Source organism: Methylotenera sp. L2L1 (genome assembly GCF_000744605.1).
Taxonomy (GTDB): Bacteria; Pseudomonadota; Gammaproteobacteria; order Burkholderiales; family Methylophilaceae; genus Methylotenera.
The window spans coordinates 1,243,985-1,259,743 of sequence record NZ_JQMG01000001.1 but is presented as its reverse complement, the minus strand read 5'-3'; the positions used below and the strand labels follow the sequence as shown (position 1 = coordinate 1,259,743).

The 15,759-nt window shown below is 41.9% G+C and carries 30 protein-coding genes; 1 reads left to right on the top strand and 29 read right to left on the bottom strand.

Going from position 1 to position 15,759, the window contains the following annotated elements:
* Position 1 precedes the first annotated feature (1 nt).
* Positions 2 to 1,438 carry a magnesium transporter gene (gene mgtE, locus FG24_RS05985; protein WP_036301944.1) on the bottom strand — a complete coding sequence of 479 codons (1,437 nt, stop codon included), beginning with the start codon at positions 1,436 to 1,438 and terminating at the stop codon, positions 2 to 4.
* A 140-nt stretch (positions 1,439 to 1,578) separates the two neighbouring features.
* On the opposite strand from mgtE, the gene FG24_RS05980 reads away from it, so the two are divergent.
* Positions 1,579 to 1,845, top strand: coding sequence for a glutaredoxin family protein (locus FG24_RS05980; RefSeq protein ID WP_036301942.1), 267 nt, complete (start codon positions 1,579 to 1,581; stop codon positions 1,843 to 1,845).
* 74 nt (positions 1,846 to 1,919) lie between these two features.
* Here the strand turns inward: FG24_RS05980 and rplQ are convergent, their stop codons facing one another.
* The 28 genes from rplQ to rplC form a co-directional block, all read right to left on the bottom strand.
* Complete coding sequence (gene rplQ, locus FG24_RS05975; protein WP_036301940.1) at positions 1,920 to 2,309, bottom strand: 50S ribosomal protein L17; 390 nt, start codon at positions 2,307 to 2,309, stop codon at positions 1,920 to 1,922.
* A 42-nt stretch (positions 2,310 to 2,351) separates the two neighbouring features.
* Positions 2,352 to 3,338, bottom strand: coding sequence for a DNA-directed RNA polymerase subunit alpha (locus FG24_RS05970; RefSeq protein ID WP_015831319.1), 987 nt, complete (start codon positions 3,336 to 3,338; stop codon positions 2,352 to 2,354).
* A 101-nt stretch (positions 3,339 to 3,439) separates the two neighbouring features.
* Positions 3,440 to 4,069, bottom strand: coding sequence for a 30S ribosomal protein S4 (rpsD, locus tag FG24_RS05965; protein WP_036301938.1), 630 nt, complete (start codon positions 4,067 to 4,069; stop codon positions 3,440 to 3,442).
* A 26-nt stretch (positions 4,070 to 4,095) separates the two neighbouring features.
* A complete protein-coding gene (rpsK, locus tag FG24_RS05960) occupies positions 4,096 to 4,485 on the bottom strand; it encodes a 30S ribosomal protein S11 (RefSeq protein ID WP_013147062.1) in 390 nt (129 codons plus the stop codon).
* A 102-nt stretch (positions 4,486 to 4,587) separates the two neighbouring features.
* A complete protein-coding gene (rpsM, locus tag FG24_RS05955; RefSeq protein ID WP_036301936.1) occupies positions 4,588 to 4,950 on the bottom strand; it encodes a 30S ribosomal protein S13 in 363 nt (120 codons plus the stop codon).
* A gap of 174 nt (positions 4,951 to 5,124) precedes the next feature.
* The gene (gene rpmJ, locus FG24_RS12515) at positions 5,125 to 5,238 is read right to left on the bottom strand and encodes a 50S ribosomal protein L36 (protein ID WP_019899738.1); all 114 of its coding nucleotides are present in this window, start codon (positions 5,236 to 5,238) and stop codon (positions 5,125 to 5,127) included.
* A 46-nt stretch (positions 5,239 to 5,284) separates the two neighbouring features.
* Positions 5,285 to 5,503, bottom strand: a complete 219-nt coding sequence (gene infA, locus FG24_RS05950) for a translation initiation factor IF-1 (protein ID WP_015831316.1) — start codon at positions 5,501 to 5,503, stop codon at positions 5,285 to 5,287.
* 7 nt (positions 5,504 to 5,510) lie between these two features.
* Positions 5,511 to 6,797 carry a preprotein translocase subunit SecY gene (gene secY, locus FG24_RS05945; RefSeq protein WP_369797041.1) on the bottom strand — a complete coding sequence of 429 codons (1,287 nt, stop codon included), beginning with the start codon at positions 6,795 to 6,797 and terminating at the stop codon, positions 5,511 to 5,513.
* 47 nt (positions 6,798 to 6,844) lie between these two features.
* The gene (gene rplO, locus FG24_RS05940; protein WP_019899740.1) at positions 6,845 to 7,285 is read right to left on the bottom strand and encodes a 50S ribosomal protein L15; all 441 of its coding nucleotides are present in this window, start codon (positions 7,283 to 7,285) and stop codon (positions 6,845 to 6,847) included.
* On the bottom strand, positions 7,285 to 7,482 hold the full coding sequence (rpmD, locus tag FG24_RS05935; RefSeq protein WP_019899741.1) for a 50S ribosomal protein L30: 198 nt from the start codon (positions 7,480 to 7,482) through the stop codon (positions 7,285 to 7,287). Before rpmD ends, rplO begins: the two co-directional genes overlap by 1 nt.
* A gap of 2 nt (positions 7,483 to 7,484) precedes the next feature.
* Positions 7,485 to 7,997 carry a 30S ribosomal protein S5 gene (gene rpsE, locus FG24_RS05930; protein WP_015831312.1) on the bottom strand — a complete coding sequence of 171 codons (513 nt, stop codon included), beginning with the start codon at positions 7,995 to 7,997 and terminating at the stop codon, positions 7,485 to 7,487.
* 27 nt (positions 7,998 to 8,024) lie between these two features.
* Entirely contained in the window at positions 8,025 to 8,378 is a 354-nt protein-coding gene (gene rplR / locus FG24_RS05925; protein WP_015831311.1) for a 50S ribosomal protein L18, read from the bottom strand.
* A gap of 10 nt (positions 8,379 to 8,388) precedes the next feature.
* Positions 8,389 to 8,922 (bottom strand): 50S ribosomal protein L6, encoded by a 534-nt coding sequence (gene rplF / locus FG24_RS05920; protein ID WP_036301932.1) that lies wholly within the window; start codon positions 8,920 to 8,922, stop codon positions 8,389 to 8,391.
* Positions 8,923 to 8,932: 10 nt separating this feature from the next.
* Positions 8,933 to 9,328 carry a 30S ribosomal protein S8 gene (gene rpsH / locus FG24_RS05915; RefSeq protein WP_019899743.1) on the bottom strand — a complete coding sequence of 132 codons (396 nt, stop codon included), beginning with the start codon at positions 9,326 to 9,328 and terminating at the stop codon, positions 8,933 to 8,935.
* Positions 9,329 to 9,343: 15 nt separating this feature from the next.
* Positions 9,344 to 9,649, bottom strand: coding sequence for a 30S ribosomal protein S14 (gene rpsN / locus FG24_RS05910; protein WP_015831308.1), 306 nt, complete (start codon positions 9,647 to 9,649; stop codon positions 9,344 to 9,346).
* 3 nt (positions 9,650 to 9,652) lie between these two features.
* The gene (gene rplE, locus FG24_RS05905; protein WP_015831307.1) at positions 9,653 to 10,192 is read right to left on the bottom strand and encodes a 50S ribosomal protein L5; all 540 of its coding nucleotides are present in this window, start codon (positions 10,190 to 10,192) and stop codon (positions 9,653 to 9,655) included.
* Between the two features lie 8 nt (positions 10,193 to 10,200).
* Entirely contained in the window at positions 10,201 to 10,518 is a 318-nt protein-coding gene (gene rplX, locus FG24_RS05900) for a 50S ribosomal protein L24 (RefSeq protein ID WP_036301929.1), read from the bottom strand.
* An 8-nt stretch (positions 10,519 to 10,526) separates the two neighbouring features.
* Positions 10,527 to 10,895, bottom strand: a complete 369-nt coding sequence (rplN, locus tag FG24_RS05895; RefSeq protein WP_015831305.1) for a 50S ribosomal protein L14 — start codon at positions 10,893 to 10,895, stop codon at positions 10,527 to 10,529.
* 199 nt (positions 10,896 to 11,094) lie between these two features.
* Entirely contained in the window at positions 11,095 to 11,340 is a 246-nt protein-coding gene (gene rpsQ / locus FG24_RS05890) for a 30S ribosomal protein S17 (protein WP_015831304.1), read from the bottom strand.
* Position 11,341: 1 nt separating this feature from the next.
* A complete protein-coding gene (gene rpmC / locus FG24_RS05885) occupies positions 11,342 to 11,536 on the bottom strand; it encodes a 50S ribosomal protein L29 (RefSeq protein WP_019899748.1) in 195 nt (64 codons plus the stop codon).
* A 16-nt stretch (positions 11,537 to 11,552) separates the two neighbouring features.
* Positions 11,553 to 11,969: a 50S ribosomal protein L16 gene (gene rplP, locus FG24_RS05880; protein ID WP_019899750.1), complete on the bottom strand. Its 417-nt coding sequence runs from the start codon at positions 11,967 to 11,969 to the stop codon at positions 11,553 to 11,555.
* A complete protein-coding gene (rpsC, locus tag FG24_RS05875) occupies positions 11,953 to 12,675 on the bottom strand; it encodes a 30S ribosomal protein S3 (protein WP_019899751.1) in 723 nt (240 codons plus the stop codon). The genes rplP and rpsC overlap by 17 nt, the downstream gene beginning before the upstream one ends.
* Positions 12,676 to 12,684: 9 nt before the next feature.
* Positions 12,685 to 13,014 (bottom strand): 50S ribosomal protein L22, encoded by a 330-nt coding sequence (rplV, locus tag FG24_RS05870; RefSeq protein ID WP_013147044.1) that lies wholly within the window; start codon positions 13,012 to 13,014, stop codon positions 12,685 to 12,687.
* 10 nt (positions 13,015 to 13,024) lie between these two features.
* Positions 13,025 to 13,300, bottom strand: a complete 276-nt coding sequence (gene rpsS / locus FG24_RS05865; protein ID WP_015831300.1) for a 30S ribosomal protein S19 — start codon at positions 13,298 to 13,300, stop codon at positions 13,025 to 13,027.
* Between the two features lie 4 nt (positions 13,301 to 13,304).
* Positions 13,305 to 14,138, bottom strand: a complete 834-nt coding sequence (rplB, locus tag FG24_RS05860) for a 50S ribosomal protein L2 (protein ID WP_015831299.1) — start codon at positions 14,136 to 14,138, stop codon at positions 13,305 to 13,307.
* 11 nt (positions 14,139 to 14,149) lie between these two features.
* Positions 14,150 to 14,464 carry a 50S ribosomal protein L23 gene (gene rplW / locus FG24_RS05855; RefSeq protein WP_019899752.1) on the bottom strand — a complete coding sequence of 105 codons (315 nt, stop codon included), beginning with the start codon at positions 14,462 to 14,464 and terminating at the stop codon, positions 14,150 to 14,152.
* A complete protein-coding gene (rplD, locus tag FG24_RS05850) occupies positions 14,461 to 15,087 on the bottom strand; it encodes a 50S ribosomal protein L4 (RefSeq protein ID WP_019899754.1) in 627 nt (208 codons plus the stop codon). The genes rplW and rplD overlap by 4 nt, the downstream gene beginning before the upstream one ends.
* On the bottom strand, positions 15,087 to 15,755 hold the full coding sequence (gene rplC / locus FG24_RS05845; protein ID WP_036301925.1) for a 50S ribosomal protein L3: 669 nt from the start codon (positions 15,753 to 15,755) through the stop codon (positions 15,087 to 15,089). Before rplC ends, rplD begins: the two co-directional genes overlap by 1 nt.
* Positions 15,756 to 15,759 lie beyond the last annotated feature (4 nt).

The following is a 15,759-nucleotide window of genomic DNA, read 5'->3' as shown; positions in this document are numbered from 1 at the left end:
ATTAAATCAAAAAGATAGTGGCCAACCCTAAAAAGATAAAGAAACCACCACTATCTGTCATCGCTGTAATCAGCACACTTGAACCCACAGCTGGGTCGCGTCCTATTTTGTTCATCATCAATGGGATAACAACGCCCATCAATGCAGCTAACAAGAGATTAAGTGTCATTGCTGACATCATCACCAAGCCCAACGGAAAACTGCCGTAAAGCGCATAAGCCACAGCGCCAATAACACTACCCCACAGCAAACCATTTAATAGCGCAACGCCTAACTCTTTGGTAATCAGTGACTTCATATTATGTGAGGCAACTTGCCCTAATGCTAAGCCACGTACAATCATCGTTGTCGTTTGATTACCAGAGTTCCCCCCTACGCCTGCAACAATAGGCATCAGTGCAGCTAAAGCAACTATTTTCTCAATAGAGCCCTCAAATAAGCCAATCACACGTGAGGCTACTAGCGCAGTAATCAAGTTAATCGCAAGCCATGCCCACCTATTTTGTACAGATTTCCATACAGAAGCAAAGAAGTCCTCTTCTTCACGCAAGCCCGCCATAGAAAGCATGTCACTTTCAGCTTCTTCACGAATCAAATCCATGACCGCATCGACCGTGACACGCCCTACCAACTTACCATTTTCATCAACAACAGGTGCCGTCACTAAGTCATAACGCTCAAATGCCTTAGCTGCATCGTCTGCCACATCCTCAGGATGAAATATCACCGCATCTTCAGACATGACATCTGCTACTTTTGCATCTAGGTCACTCACGACCAATCTCTTCAGTGGCAATACGCCATGCAATACATCATCACGATCAACCACAAACAACTTATCAGTATGATCAGGCAATCCACCTAATCGGCGCATATAGCGTAAAGCTACTTCCAAAGTAATATCTTCACGTATCGTGACAATATCAAAGTCCATAATTGAGCCAACAGCGTCATCAGAATAAGACAAGGCAGATTGCAGACGTGCACGATTCTGCGCATCAAGACTTTCTAATAAGTCCTGCAGCACGTCTTTAGGTAAGTCTGGGGCTAGATCAGCCAACTCATCTGTATCTAGCTGCTCAGCCGCCGCCAGCAACTCATCCGAATCCATGTCAGCAATCAGCGTCTGCCTTACAGCATCCGACACCTCAAGCAATATCTCGCCATCACGATCGGCCTTTACTAGCTCCCAAACATCCAAACGCTGCTCTAGAGGTAAAGCCTCTAAAATGTATGCCACATCTGCGGGATGTAAAAACTCTAACTTCTTTTGTAGTTCATTAAGGTTTTGCTTATGTACCAAAGACTCAATCAGCTCATGATTAGACATCTCTTGGTTGTGAACCATATTCTCAATTAAGCGATGCTTTTCAAGTAACGAGATAACCTGCTGCAGGCTCTCGCTTAAACTCTCTTTGGTTTCTTGAATGTCTGCCATAATGACCCAATACTATTTTCATTTAATTACTACGCCATTATGATTTATTTTCAATAAAAAATAGAATCATTCGGCAAAAAATCTGAGTTAATCAGCATATTTGAACGGTAGCAAATACCATCACAGGAAGTACAGCAACCATGTTAGCACTCAATCTTTATACTACATCTCACTGTCACCTATGCGAGCAAGCAGAAGCAATTCTCAATAGCATAGTGAATGATTATGACATTAGCTGGAATTTAATAGAAATTGCAGATAACGACCAACTACTAGAAGCTTACGGCACAAATATTCCAGTTATCCAAGTAATCGGCGCAGATACTGAGCTTGCATGGCCATTTGATACAGAAACAGTGTTAACTCATATCAAACAAATAATACCGAAGAGCCAAATTAAACAATGAATCAAACACATGCGCTAGAAACTAAAAAACCAGCAATCTAGCTGGTTTTTTAGTTTTAAGACATCTTGAATTTCTTATTCTGCAACAACAGCTTCAGTTGATGGATCTGGACGATCAACTAGCTCTACTAAAGCCATAGGTGCGTTGTCACCATTACGGAAACCACATTTCAAGATACGTAGATAACCACCATTACGTGTTAGGTAACGCGGACCTAACTCAGCAAATAATTTACCTACGATGTCACGATCACGTAAACGATCGAAAGCAAGACGGCGGTTTGCCAAAGTTGCAGTTTTACTAAGCGTAATTAACGGCTCTGCAAACTTACGCAACTCTTTTGCTTTTGGCAAAGTAGTTTTGATGATTTCATGACGCAACAAAGATGTTGTCATGTTACGGAACATTGCAGCACGATGACTGCTTGTACGATTTAATTTACGATTGCTATTACCGTGACGCATAGTAATTCCTTAAGTTTTCTATATCTTCAATATCAGCTTGTATTAAGCTTTTTCTAAACCAACCGGTGGCCAGTTTTCTAATTTCATACCCAATGTCAGGCCACGAGTAGCCAAAACATCTTTAATTTCATTCAATGATTTACGGCCAAGATTAGGAGCTTTTAACAACTCATTTTCTGTACGTTGAATCAAATCACCGATGTAAAATATATTTTCTGCTTTTAGGCAGTTAGCTGAACGTACAGTTAACTCTAAATCATCAACCGGACGTAACAATACTGGATCAACTTGTGGAGCTGATTTAACTTCAACTTCACTAGGTGCGCCTTCCAAATCAGCAAATACTGACAACTGACCCATTAAAATACGAGCAGCATCACGAATTGCTTGTTCTGGCTCGATTACGCCATTTGTTTCCACATCCATTACCAACTTGTCTAAGTCAGTACGTTGCTCTACACGGGCGCTATCAACATAGTAGCTTACTTTGTTGATCGGGCTAAATGATGCATCAACCATAATAAAACCTAGCACACGGTCTTCATCATTAGATTTTTGACGCACAGGAACAGGTTGATAACCGCGACCGATTTCAACTTTTACTTCCAAGTTCAGTTTGCCACCTTTAGTCAAGTGAGCAATCACATGATCAGGGTTAACGATTTCAGCATCATGACCAGTTTCAAAGTCAGCTGCAGTAACAACACCTTCAACTGATTTATTCAATTTCAGAATAGTTTCTGATTTTGAATTTAATTTCAGTGCTACACCTTTAAGGTTAAGCAAGATATCAACAACATCTTCTTGAACGCCATCTAAAGTAGAGTACTCATGCACTACACCATCAATTTTCACTTCAGTAATTGCGAAGCCTGGAATTGATGAAAGCAAAACGCGACGTAATGCATTACCAAGCGTGTAACCAAAACCACGCTCCATTGGCTCTAAAGTAACACGTGCGCGTAATGGAGATAACACCTCAACATCAACAACGCGAGGCTTTAAATACTCGGTAGGACTGTTTTGCATAGTTATACCTTTAATTTTTTAATATGCTCGTTACTGCTATGAACAACGAGTGATTAATTAGCTAACCCCAGGGCTAACTAATTAATCTAATCAGAACTTAATTACTTAGAGTAAAGCTCAACTACCAATGATTCATTGATGGTTGGTGGCAACTCATCGCGTTGTGGCTTAGCTTTAAAAGTACCTTTCAAAGCTTTAACATCAACTTCTAACCACTCTGGGAAACCACGTTGCTCAGCAGCTTCTAAAGCACCTTTGATACGCAATTGCGTTTTTGATGCTTCAGCTACACTGATAACGTCACCAGCTTTAACTTGGAATGAAGGAATATTAACGCGCTTGCCATTTACTAAGATGCTGTTATGACGAACGATTTGACGTGCTTCAGTACGTGAACCACCCAAACCCATTCTGTAAGTAACGTTATCTAAACGGCACTCTAACAACTGAAGCAAGTTCTCACCAGTAATACCTTTTTTGCGATCAGCTTCTGCGTAGTAGCTACGGAATTGCGCTTCTAAAACGCCGTAGATACGACGTACTTTTTGTTTCTCACGCAATTGAACACCGTAGTCAGATAAACGTTGATTACGACGTTGACCGTGTTGACCAGGTGGAAAGTTACGTTTTTCAATTGCACATTTATCAGTAAAGCATTTTTCAGCTTTTAAAAACAACTTCTCGCCTTCGCGACGGCACTGACGGCATTTAGGATCTAAATTTCTAGCCAAGATAGTTCTCCAGTAATCTTTTTCGCTTAGATGCGACGTTTTTTAGGTGGACGGCAACCGTTGTGCGGTACTGGCGTCACATCAGTAATGCTGGTAATTTTAAAACCAGCTGCATTAAGTGCGCGCACAGCAGATTCACGACCTGGACCTGGGCCTTTAATGCGCACTTCTAAATTCTTCACGCCGTTCTCTTGCGCTGATTTACCAGCAACTTCAGCTGCAACCTGTGCTGCAAAAGGGGTACTTTTACGTGAACCTTTAAAACCTTGACCACCAGATGTAGCCCATGACAAAGCATTGCCTTGACGGTCTGTAATCGTGATGATGGTATTGTTAAAAGATGCATGCACGTGGGCAATGCCCTCTGCAATATTCTTTTTAACTTTTTTTCTTACGCGTACATTAGCTTTTGCCATGTTGCATTTTCCTTACCAATAAATCTAACTTAAATTGTAAACTTCCAACCATTCAAATCTAAAAGCGCTCAATTGATTATCAATGAAGCGCCTAGAAATCGGTTACTTAGACTGCTTAATTGCCTTGATTGGGCCTTTACGAGTACGCGCATTAGTTTTAGTGCGTTGACCACGAACTGGCAATCCACGACGATGACGGACACCTCTGTAGCATCCTAAATCCATCAAACGTTTAATATTCATTGAAACTTCGCGACGTAAGTCACCTTCAACTTTGAACTTCGCTACTTCATCACGCAACTTTTCAACATCTGCATCATTCAGATCTTTAATTTTTGCAGTTGCTAAAACACCAGCAGCAACGCAAATCTTTTGTGCAGTGTTACGTCCAATACCGTAAATTGCTGTTAAAGCAATTTCAGTGTGTTTGTTATTCGGGATATTTACCCCTGCAATACGCGCCATACTTTACTCCAAATTAGGCCTTACTGATTCACTTGCTTTAAAAAAGCCGATGATTTTAACAGGAAAACCATTTTTTATCAAATAGCTAATCTTCTGATCAATCAAATTATTGACCAACTTAAATTAGTATGCAGCCTAGGCCTTTACTAATTTTGGATAATTGAAGTTAATCAATTAACCTTGACGTTGTTTATGACGTGGATCTGTGCAGATAATACGCACAACGCCGCGGCGACGAACAACTTTACAATGACGGCATAAAGCCTTTACTGATGCACGAACTCTCATATTTCACTCCAATACAACTAAACTGTATGCATACAACGCTTATTATTTATTTCGCACGGAACGTAATTCGCGCTCGAGATAAATCATAAGGCGTCATCTCAACGGTGACTTTATCACCAGGTAAAATACGAATATAGTGCATACGCATTTTTCCTGAAATATAGCCTAAAACAACATGACCATTTTCCAACTTAACTCTGAAAGTAGCATTGGGGAGATTTTCTAAAATCTCACCTTGCATTTCAATTCTATCTTCCTTAGCCATCTTGCAATTACTTAACGCTCGGTGCGTTACCTTTAAAATTAGCTTTTCTAAGCAACCCCTCGTATTGATGAGACATCAAATGAGACTGCACCTGTGTCATAAAGTCCATTGTAACTACGACAATAATCAACAAAGAAGTACCACCAAAATAGAAAGGCGTATTAAATTTTAAAATCAAAAACTCAGGTAACAAACATACCAAGGTAATATAAGCAGCACCTACTAGCGTCAAACGGCCCATAATACGATCAATATACTTTGCTGTCTGATCACCAGGTCTAATACCTGGTACAAAAGCACCGCTTTTCTTCAAGTTATCAGCCGTATCTTTAGGATTGAACTGTAACGCTGTGTAGAAAAAACAGAAGAAGAAAATTGCAGCAGCAAATAAAAATATGTAAATAGGTTGTCCAGGTGACAATGCAGCAGCTACATCTTTTAGCCAAAACGTACTCTCACTGCTACCAAACCAACCCGCTAAAGTAGCAGGGAAAAGAATGATACTAGAAGCAAAAATTGGAGGTATAACACCAGCCATATTCAACTTCATAGGAAGGTGCGTGGTTTGACCACCATACACTTTATTTCCCACTTGGCGCTTAGCGTAGTTAACTGTGATCTTACGTTGACCACGTTCAACAAACACAACCAAAGCTGTTACTAAAACAGTAGCGACTAGTAAGAAGAATGCTAGCGGAATACTAAAAGCACCAGTATTTACCATTTCAGCTGTTGAGCCGATTGCGCTAGGCAACCCTGCTACAATACCTGCAAAAATGATGATAGAAATACCGTTACCAATACCACGCTCTGTAATCTGCTCACCAAGCCACATTAAGAACATAGTACCTGACACTAAAGTAATTACAGCTGTTAGTCTAAACGCCATGCCTGGATCAAAAACTAGATTAGGCTGACCTTCCAACATAATCGCGATACCTAAAGCTTGGAACGTAGCAAGTACAACTGTGCCGTAACGCGTATATTTCGTAATCGCTCTACGACCTGCTTCACCCTCTTTTTTCAACTGCTCTAGCTTAGGTGACACGGCTGTCATTAACTGCATAATGATAGATGCAGAAATGTAAGGCATGATACCTAATGCAAACACAGTAAATCTAGACAAAGCGCCGCCAGAGAACATGTTAAACATGCCCAAAATGCCACCACTTTGTGAAGCAAACAACTTTGCAAGTTCATCAGGGTTAATACCTGGAACAGGAATATGTGCACCTAAACGGTAAACGATTAACGCACCTAAGACAAACAATAGGCGACTTTTAAGTTCGCCCATTTTTGCCGCTGTTTTTAATATGCCTTCTTGTGCCAAGATATATACTCTTAAGCAGCTTCTAGAACTTTACCACCAGCAGCTTCAACTGCAGCGCGAGCGCCTTTAGTCAAAAGCAAGCCTTGGATACTGTACTTAGCAGTTACATCACCAGATAAGAAAATCTTAGCGTTTGTTACTGTACCAGAAACGATGTTTGCTGCTTTCAAAGCCAACAAGTCAATCACTTCATTAGGAATCAAAGCTAATTCGCTAGTACGCACATGTGCTGTATTCGCTTTAGTTAATGATTTAAAGCCACGTTTTGGTAGGCGACGTTGAATAGGCATTTGACCGCCTTCAAAGCCAACTTTATGAAAACCACCAGTACGTGATTTTTGACCTTTATGACCACGACCAGCTGTTTTACCTAAACCAGAACCAATACCACGACCAACACGGCGACGTTCTTTTTTCGAGCCTTCTGCAGGCTTAATCGTATTTAATTGCATTATCCCTCTACCTTTAATAGATAGCCAACGGTATTAATCATACCGCGAATTGCTGGAGTATCTTGTAATTCAACCGTATGGTGCATGCGACGCAAGCCTAGACCTCTAACGGTAGCTTTATGCGCTTCAATACGACCAATAACACTTTTAACAAGAGTTACTTTAATGCCTGATGCATCTTTTTTTGCTTTAGCCATCATTAGCCTCTAATTTCTTCAACTGATTTACCGCGTTTAGCTGCGATTTCCGCTGGTGTATTCATTGACTCTAAACCGTTCAATGTAGCGCGAACTAAGTTGTAAGGATTGGTTGAACCAATACATTTTGCTACAACGTTAGTCACACCCATTACTTCGAAAATAGCGCGCATTGCACCACCGGCAATAATACCAGTACCTTCAGAAGCTGGTTGAATAAACACTTTAGCAGCACCGTGAACACCTGTAACTGCATGATGTAATGTGCCGTTTGTTAAATTAATTTTCAACATACCGCGGCGCGCTTCATCCATTGCTTTTTGCACTGCAACTGGAACTTCACGTGCTTTACCTTTACCCATACCTACAGCACCGTCACCATCACCTACCACTGTAAGTGCGGCAAAACTCATAATACGACCACCTTTAACCGTTTTACTTACACGATTAACTGCAATCATTTTTTCGCGCAAACCATCAGTCTGCTGCTGTTGCTGTTCAATTTCTTTTGCCATCATTAACCTCTTTAGCAATCAGACCAATTAGAAGGACAAGCCGTTTTCACGTGCGGCATCTGCCAACGCTTTAATACGACCATGATATTTGTAACCAGAACGATCAAAAGCAACAGTAGTTACACCAGCCTTGATCGCTTTTTCAGCAATTAATTTACCAATTGCTGTAGCAGCTTCAACGTTGCCACCATTTTTGATGTTTTTGCGAACTTCAGCTTCTACTGTAGAAGCGCTAACGATCACTTTATCACCAGTACCGGCAATAATTTGCGCGTAAATGTGCGTGTTAGTACGGTGCACACTCAAACGAGTAACTTTTAGCTCTGCAATTTTGGCACGGGTTTTACGTGCACGACGCAAGCGATTATTTACGTTGTTCATTTTTTAAGCCTTATTTCTTTTTGGTTTCTTTAATTACAACAACTTCATCCGCATAACGAACACCCTTGCCTTTATATGGCTCTGGAGCACGGTAAGCGCGAATCTGTGCCGCAACTTGACCAATAACCTGTTTATCAACACCAGTTAACACAACTTCAGTTGGTGTAGGTGTAGCAACAGTAACGCCTTCTGGCATTTTGTGGTTGATCGGATGTGAATAGCCTAATTCCAAATTCAACATAGCGCCTTGTGCAGCAGCTTTGTAACCAACGCCAACTAGCGTCAATTTACGTGTAAAGCCTTCTGATACACCTTTAACCATGTTAGCAACTAAGGCACGTAGCGTACCTGACATTGCTTGAGAATGCTGAGCATCGTTAGCCGCTGCAAAAGTGATAGCCTCACCTTCACGCTTTAGCAAAACTGCACCAGTCAAAGACTGTGTCAATTTACCTAATGGACCACTAACATTAATTGAATCAGAGCTTAAGACCACTTCAACTTTAGCAGGAATAGCTACTGGATTTTTAGCAACACGTGACATTTGCTTCTCCTTAAGCCACTACGCACAGCACTTCACCACCGATACCGGCAGCTTGAGCTTTACGATCTGTCATTACACCCTTAGATGTAGACATAATTGTCACACCAAGGCCATTCATTACCTTAGGAATCTCTTGACTTCCTTTGTACACACGCAAACCAGGCTTACTGATACGCTGAATTCGTTCAATTACTGGACGACCTGCGTAATATTTAAGACTAATATTTAACGTTGCTTTATTACCTTCTGTTTGCACAGCAAAGTCTTCGATATAACCTTCATCTTTAAGAACGCTAGCGATAGCTGACTTAACATTAGAAGAAGGCATAGTTACAACCGCTTTATTGACCATCTGCGCATTACGAATACGCGTCAACATATCGGCAATTGGATCACTCATACTCATAGATCTATTCCCCTATTACCAGCTAGCTTTGGTGACGCCTGGCACTTGGCCACTCATCATTAAATCACGCAATTTACTACGCGCAATACCAAATTTACTAAACACACCACGTGGGCGACCAGTTAAAGCACAACGATTACGAAGACGCACTGGGCTCGAGTTACGTGGAAGCGCTTGGAATTTCATACGCGCTTCAAAACGGCTTTCAGCAGTAGCATTAACATCATTCATTGCAGCTTCAAGTGCCGCACGTTTTGCAGCAAATTTACTTACAGTTGCGCGGCGTTTGATTTCGCGCTCTGTCATACAGGTTTTAGCCATATCTTAACCTCTGAAAGGGAAACTGAATGCAGCAAGTAATGCTTTTGCTTCTTCATCAGTTTTCGCAGTAGTAGTAATAGTGATATTCATCCCACGAATTGCATCGATTTTATCGTATTCAATTTCAGGGAAAATTATCTGCTCTTTAACGCCCATGTTATAGTTTCCACGGCCATCAAAAGATTTAGCAGAAATACCACGGAAGTCACGGATACGAGGAATAGCCACTGTTACTAAGCGATCCAAAAACTCGTACATGCGCTCACGACGCAAAGTAACTTTACATCCAACAGGATAATCATCACGAATCTTAAATGAAGCCACTGATTTCTTAGCTTTGGTTACGATTGCTTTTTGACCAGCAATTTTCTCCATATCACCAACAGCATGCTCCATCACTTTTTTATCAGCAACAGCCTCACCAACACCCATATTAAGTGTGATTTTTTCGATGCGAGGCACTTGCATCACAGAAGTGTAACCAAATTGCTCAGTCAATGACTTAACAACTGAGTCTTTATAGTATTGTTTTAAACGCGCCATTATTCTTCCTATGCGTCAACTGCTTCGCCATTAGATTTGAATACGCGAATTTTGCGACCATCTTCTAATGTCTTAAAGCCTACGCGATCACCTTTTTGGGTCGCACTGTTAAATAAAGCAACGTTTGAGATGTCAACTGGCATCTCTTTAGCAATAATGCCACCAGCGATACCCTTCATCGGGTTAGGTTTTGCATGTTTCTTAACTAGGTTAAGACCCTCTACAACAACATGACCTGACTCAAGAATACTTAACACTGTACCTTGCTTGCCTTTATCTTTACCTGTATTCAGGATGACTTGATCACCCTTGCGAATTTTATTCATGTGAGCTCCTACAATACTTCTGGTGCTAATGAAACGATTTTCATGAATTTTTCTGAACGTAATTCACGAGTCACTGGCCCAAAAATACGTGTGCCAATCGGTTCGAGCTTGTTATTTAACAACACAGCTGCATTACCGTCGAACTTAACCAAAGAGCCGTCTGGACGACGAACACCTTTAGCAGTACGCACAACAACCGCACTGTACACTTCGCCTTTTTTAACGCGACCACGAGGTGCAGCATCTTTAATGCTCACCTTAATGATATCGCCAATACCAGCGTAACGACGTTTAGAACCACCTAACACCTTGATGCATTGCACAGAGCGCGCACCAGTGTTGTCGGCAACTTCTAGCCGAGATTGCATTTGAATCATGAGAGTAATCTCCAACTTAATCCGTAAAAACCAACACCGGCCACTTATAGTTAAAAACTATGTAGGCCGACAGACCACGGTCAGTATTGGGGCGAGAGCTTTATGACTAATGAAAGTCGCTCGCCGAAAAACAAAACATTATATAGAGCTTAAAACATTTGCGCAATTACTTTTAACGGTAATTGCGCAATTAAACTACTTAGGCCTGTTTAACAACCCAAGTTTTAGTTTTTGATAATGGACGACTTTCAACAATAGTCACCAAATCACCTTCTTTACAACTGTTTGTTTCATCGTGTGCGTGAAATTTCTTTGATTGGCGAACCACTTTACCGATCAAAGGATGTTTAACTTTACGCTCAACTAAAACAGTAACAGTTTTGTCCATCTTGTCGCTAACTACACGGCCAGTAAGACTACGAACCACTTTTGTTGTATCGGTCATATTATGCCTGCTTTGCTTTCTCAGCTAACACAGTCTTAACACGCGCTACATCTTTGCGTACTTTACCTAGCTGATCTACTTTATTTAACTGCTGAGTAGCTACTTGCATACGTAGAGAGAATTGCGCACGGCGTAATTCAATCAACTCTGCATTCAGCTCTTCAACGCTTTTTGCTCTTAAATCGGTTGCTTTCATATTAGCTTCCTTGTCCTTAACTACCAAGTTGGCGTGTCATGAATGTCGTCTCGATTGGTAGCTTAGCAGCAGCCAAACGGAACGCTTCACGCGCTAGCTCTTCGCTAACACCGTCCATCTCGTATAACATTTTACCTGGTTGGATTTGAGCTACGTAGTACTCAGTACTACCTTTACCGTTACCCATACGTACTTCTGCAGGTTTTTTAGAAATTGGTTGGTCTGGGAAAATACGAATCCATACGCGACCACCACGTTTAATGTGACGAGTCATTACGCGACGTGCTGCTTCAATTTGACGAGCTGTCAAACGTCCACGACCAATCGCTTTTAAACCGAAATCACCAAAACTTACTTTATTACCCGTTGTTGCAATGCCTTTGTTACGGCCTTTTTGCATCTTACGGTATTTTTGTCTAGACGGTTGTAGCATCTTTAGCCCTCGCCTTTCTTACTCTTTTTTCAGGTTCTGCAGCTGGTGCTACAGCAGCTTGCGCAGCTTGAGCATTACCTGCAAAAATCTCACCTTTGAATACCCAAACTTTGATACCAATGATGCCGTATGTTGTTGAAGCTTCAGCTACACCGTAATCAATGTCAGCACGCAATGTATGTAATGGCACACGACCTTCACGGTACCATTCAGTACGTGCGATTTCGATACCATTCAAACGACCTGAACTCATGATTTTGATACCTTGCGCACCTAAGCGCATTGCATTTTGCATAGCACGCTTCATAGCACGACGGAACATCACACGTTTTTCAAGTTGTTGCGCAATTGACTGTGCAATCAAAGTAGCATCAAGCTCTGGCTTACGCACTTCTTCAATGTTCAAATGAACTGGAACGCCCATCAAACCTTGTAATGAAGCACGCAATGACTCAATGTCTTCACCTTTTTTACCGATAACAACGCCTGGGCGTGCACTGTAAATAGTGATCTTTGCATTTTTAGCTGGGCGCTCAATCATAATACGACTAACTGCAGCACTTGCTAGTTTCTTATTCAAAAACTCGCGCACTTTGATGTCACTTTGTAACATCGCAGGGAAGTTCTTACTATTGGCATACCAACGTGAGGCCCAGTTCTTTTGAACGCTCAGACGGAAACCAATTGGATTAATTTTCTGACCCATGATTATCCCTTAGTTACCGACAGTCACATGAATGTGACAGGTTGGTTTAGTAATACGACCCGCACGACCTTTTGCACGTGGACGAATACGTTTAAGCACAATGCCTTTATCAACATAAATTGAAGTAACTTTCAATTCGTCGATATCAGCTCCATTGTTATGTTCAGCGTTAGCGATTGCAGACTCAACAACTTTCTTGATGATCTCAGCACCTTTTTTAGGTGTGAAGTTCAAGATGTTAAGTGCGTGATCTACTTTCTTGCCACGAACAAGGTCTGCCACCAATCTAGCTTTTTGCGGAGAGAGATGCACACCTTTTAATATTGCAGATACTTGCATAATTCAGCTCCTACTTCTTAGCTTTCTTGTCGGCTGCATGCCCTTTGAATGTACGTGTTAACGCAAACTCACCAAGCTTGTGACCTACCATGTTTTCAGAAATCAACACTGGGATGTGTTGCTTACCATTATGAATTGCAATAGTAAGACCGATAAAATCTGGGAAAATTGTAGAACGACGTGACCAAGTTTTAATTGGTTTACGATCGCGAGTTGCCGCAGCAACTTCTACTTTTTTCGCCAAATGACCATCAATAAATGGACCTTTTTTGAGTGAACGTGCCATATGATTACCTTACATTCCTTGGACGACGACTAACGCGCATATTATCCGTACGTTTACTGCTACGTGTACGATAACCCTTAGTTTTAACACCCCATGGGCTCACTGGATTCATACCAGCAGCTGTTTTACCTTCACCACCACCGTGAGGGTGATCAACCGGGTTCATCACCACACCGCGAACGGTTGGGCGAACACCACGCCAGCGCATAGCACCAGCTTTACCAATTGAACGTAGTGAATGCTCTTCATTACCCACTTCACCTAAAGTTGCTTTGCAATCCACGTGTACGCGGCGAACTTCACCTGAACGTAAACGTAATTGAGCGTAACTGCCCTCACGTGCCAACAACTGTACTGAAGTACCAGCTGAACGCGCTAATTGAGCACCTTTACCAGGTTGCAGCTCGATACAATGGATCGTGCTACCAACTGGAATGTTACGCAATGGCATTGCATTACCTACTTTAATAGGCGCATCTGAACCACTGATTAATTGCGCACCTGCAGCAATGCCGCGTGGTGCAATAATATAACGACGCTCACCATCAGCATAACAAAGCAAAGCAATGTGTGCTGTACGATTTGGATCATATTCAATATGCTCCACTTTCGCTGGAATGCCATCTTTATTACGACGGAAGTCGATTAAACGGTAATGCTGTTTATGACCACCACCTTGATGACGCGTTGTAATATGTCCGTTGTTATTACGGCCTGCGTTTTTACTTTGACTCTCCAACAGCGGTGCGTGTGGTTTACCTTTGTAAAGGTCTGGTGTTACAACCTTAAGTACGCCACGACGACCCGGGGAGGTTGGTTTGACTTTAACTAATGCCATCTCTTCTCTCCTTATTCGCCCGCTGCGAAGTTAATTTCTTGGCCTGGTTTCAAGCTAACATAAGCTTTTTTCCAGTCTTTACGCTTGCCCATATTTTTGCCAGCGCGTTTAGTTTTACCGCCAACATTAATAACAGCAACACTAGCAACTTCAACTTTAAAAACAAGCTCAACAGCAGCTTTGATTTCAGGTTTAGTTGCATCAGTACGCACTTTAAATGCGATTTGCTGATGCTTGTCAGCAATGTAAGTTGCCTTTTCGGTGATTTGCGGAGCTAAAATCACTTGCAATAAACGGTCTTGAGTTTTAGTAATAGCGCTCATCATGCTAGCATCTCCTCAAGTTTCTTCACTGCAGCTTCTGTAGCAACTACATTAGGGAAGCGAACCAAACTAACAGGGTCAGCAAATTGCGCTTCAACCACCATTACGTTAGTTAAGTTACGTGAAGATAAATATAAGTTCTCATTAAAGCTATCAGTTAGCACTAACACGCCACCTGCATAACCCATACCCTTGATTTTTTCTGCCAACGCTTTTGTTTTTGGCGTATCAACAGAAAATTCTTCAACTACACTTAAACGCTCTTGACGAACCAATTCTGACAAGATTGTTTGCATACCAGCACGGTAAGCCTTACGGTTTACTTTATGGCTGAAGTTTTCATTAGGTGAATTAGGGAATGCACGACCACCTCCGCGCCAAATAGGACTTGAGCTCATACCCGCACGAGCATTACCAGTACCTTTTTGTGCATAAGGTTTATGTGTCGTATGCGCAACTGTGTCACGGCCCTTTTGAGCACGTGTAGCAGTACGAGCATTTGCCATGTAACCAACCACAACTTGGTGCACCAACGCTTCGTTAAATTCGCGACCAAATGTATCTTCAGATACAGTCACGCCTTTTTTAGCTGGCTTACCATTTTTATCTATTAGCTTAAGTTCCATTATTTAGAACCTCCCTGTGCTTTAGTAGCCTTCTCTTTAATGGCTGGACGTACAACGACGTCACCACCTTTAGAACCAGGGATTGCACCTTTAATCAATAGCAAGTTACGCTCTACATCAACACGAACAATTTCTAGATTCTGCGTAGTCACTTTAACAGCACCCAAATGACCAGGCATACGCTTACCCGGGAAAACACGACCAGGATCTTGCGCCATACCGATAGAGCCAGGTACGTTATGTGAACGTGAGTTACCATGAGAAGCACGGTTAGAACTAAAGTGGTGACGCTTAATCGCACCAGCAAAGCCCTTACCTAAAGATGTGCCAGTAACGTCAACTTTTTGACCTACTTGGAAAATATCAACTGTGATATTTGCACCAGGTGCGTAATTAGCTAGAACGTCGTCACCGACTGAGAATTCATGAATACCAGCACCTGCAGCAGAACCTGACTTAGCATAATGCCCAGTCAATGCTTTGTTGATACGGCTGGCACGACGTGTACCGTAAGCTACTTGAAGGCCAGTATAGCCATCGCTTGCGGTCGTCTTGATCTGTGTCACGCGGTTAGGTACAACTTCCAACACGGTTACCGGAACGCTTGCGCCATCCTCAGTAAACACGCGGGTCATACCCACTTTGCGACCAATAAGCCCTAAGCTCATGATC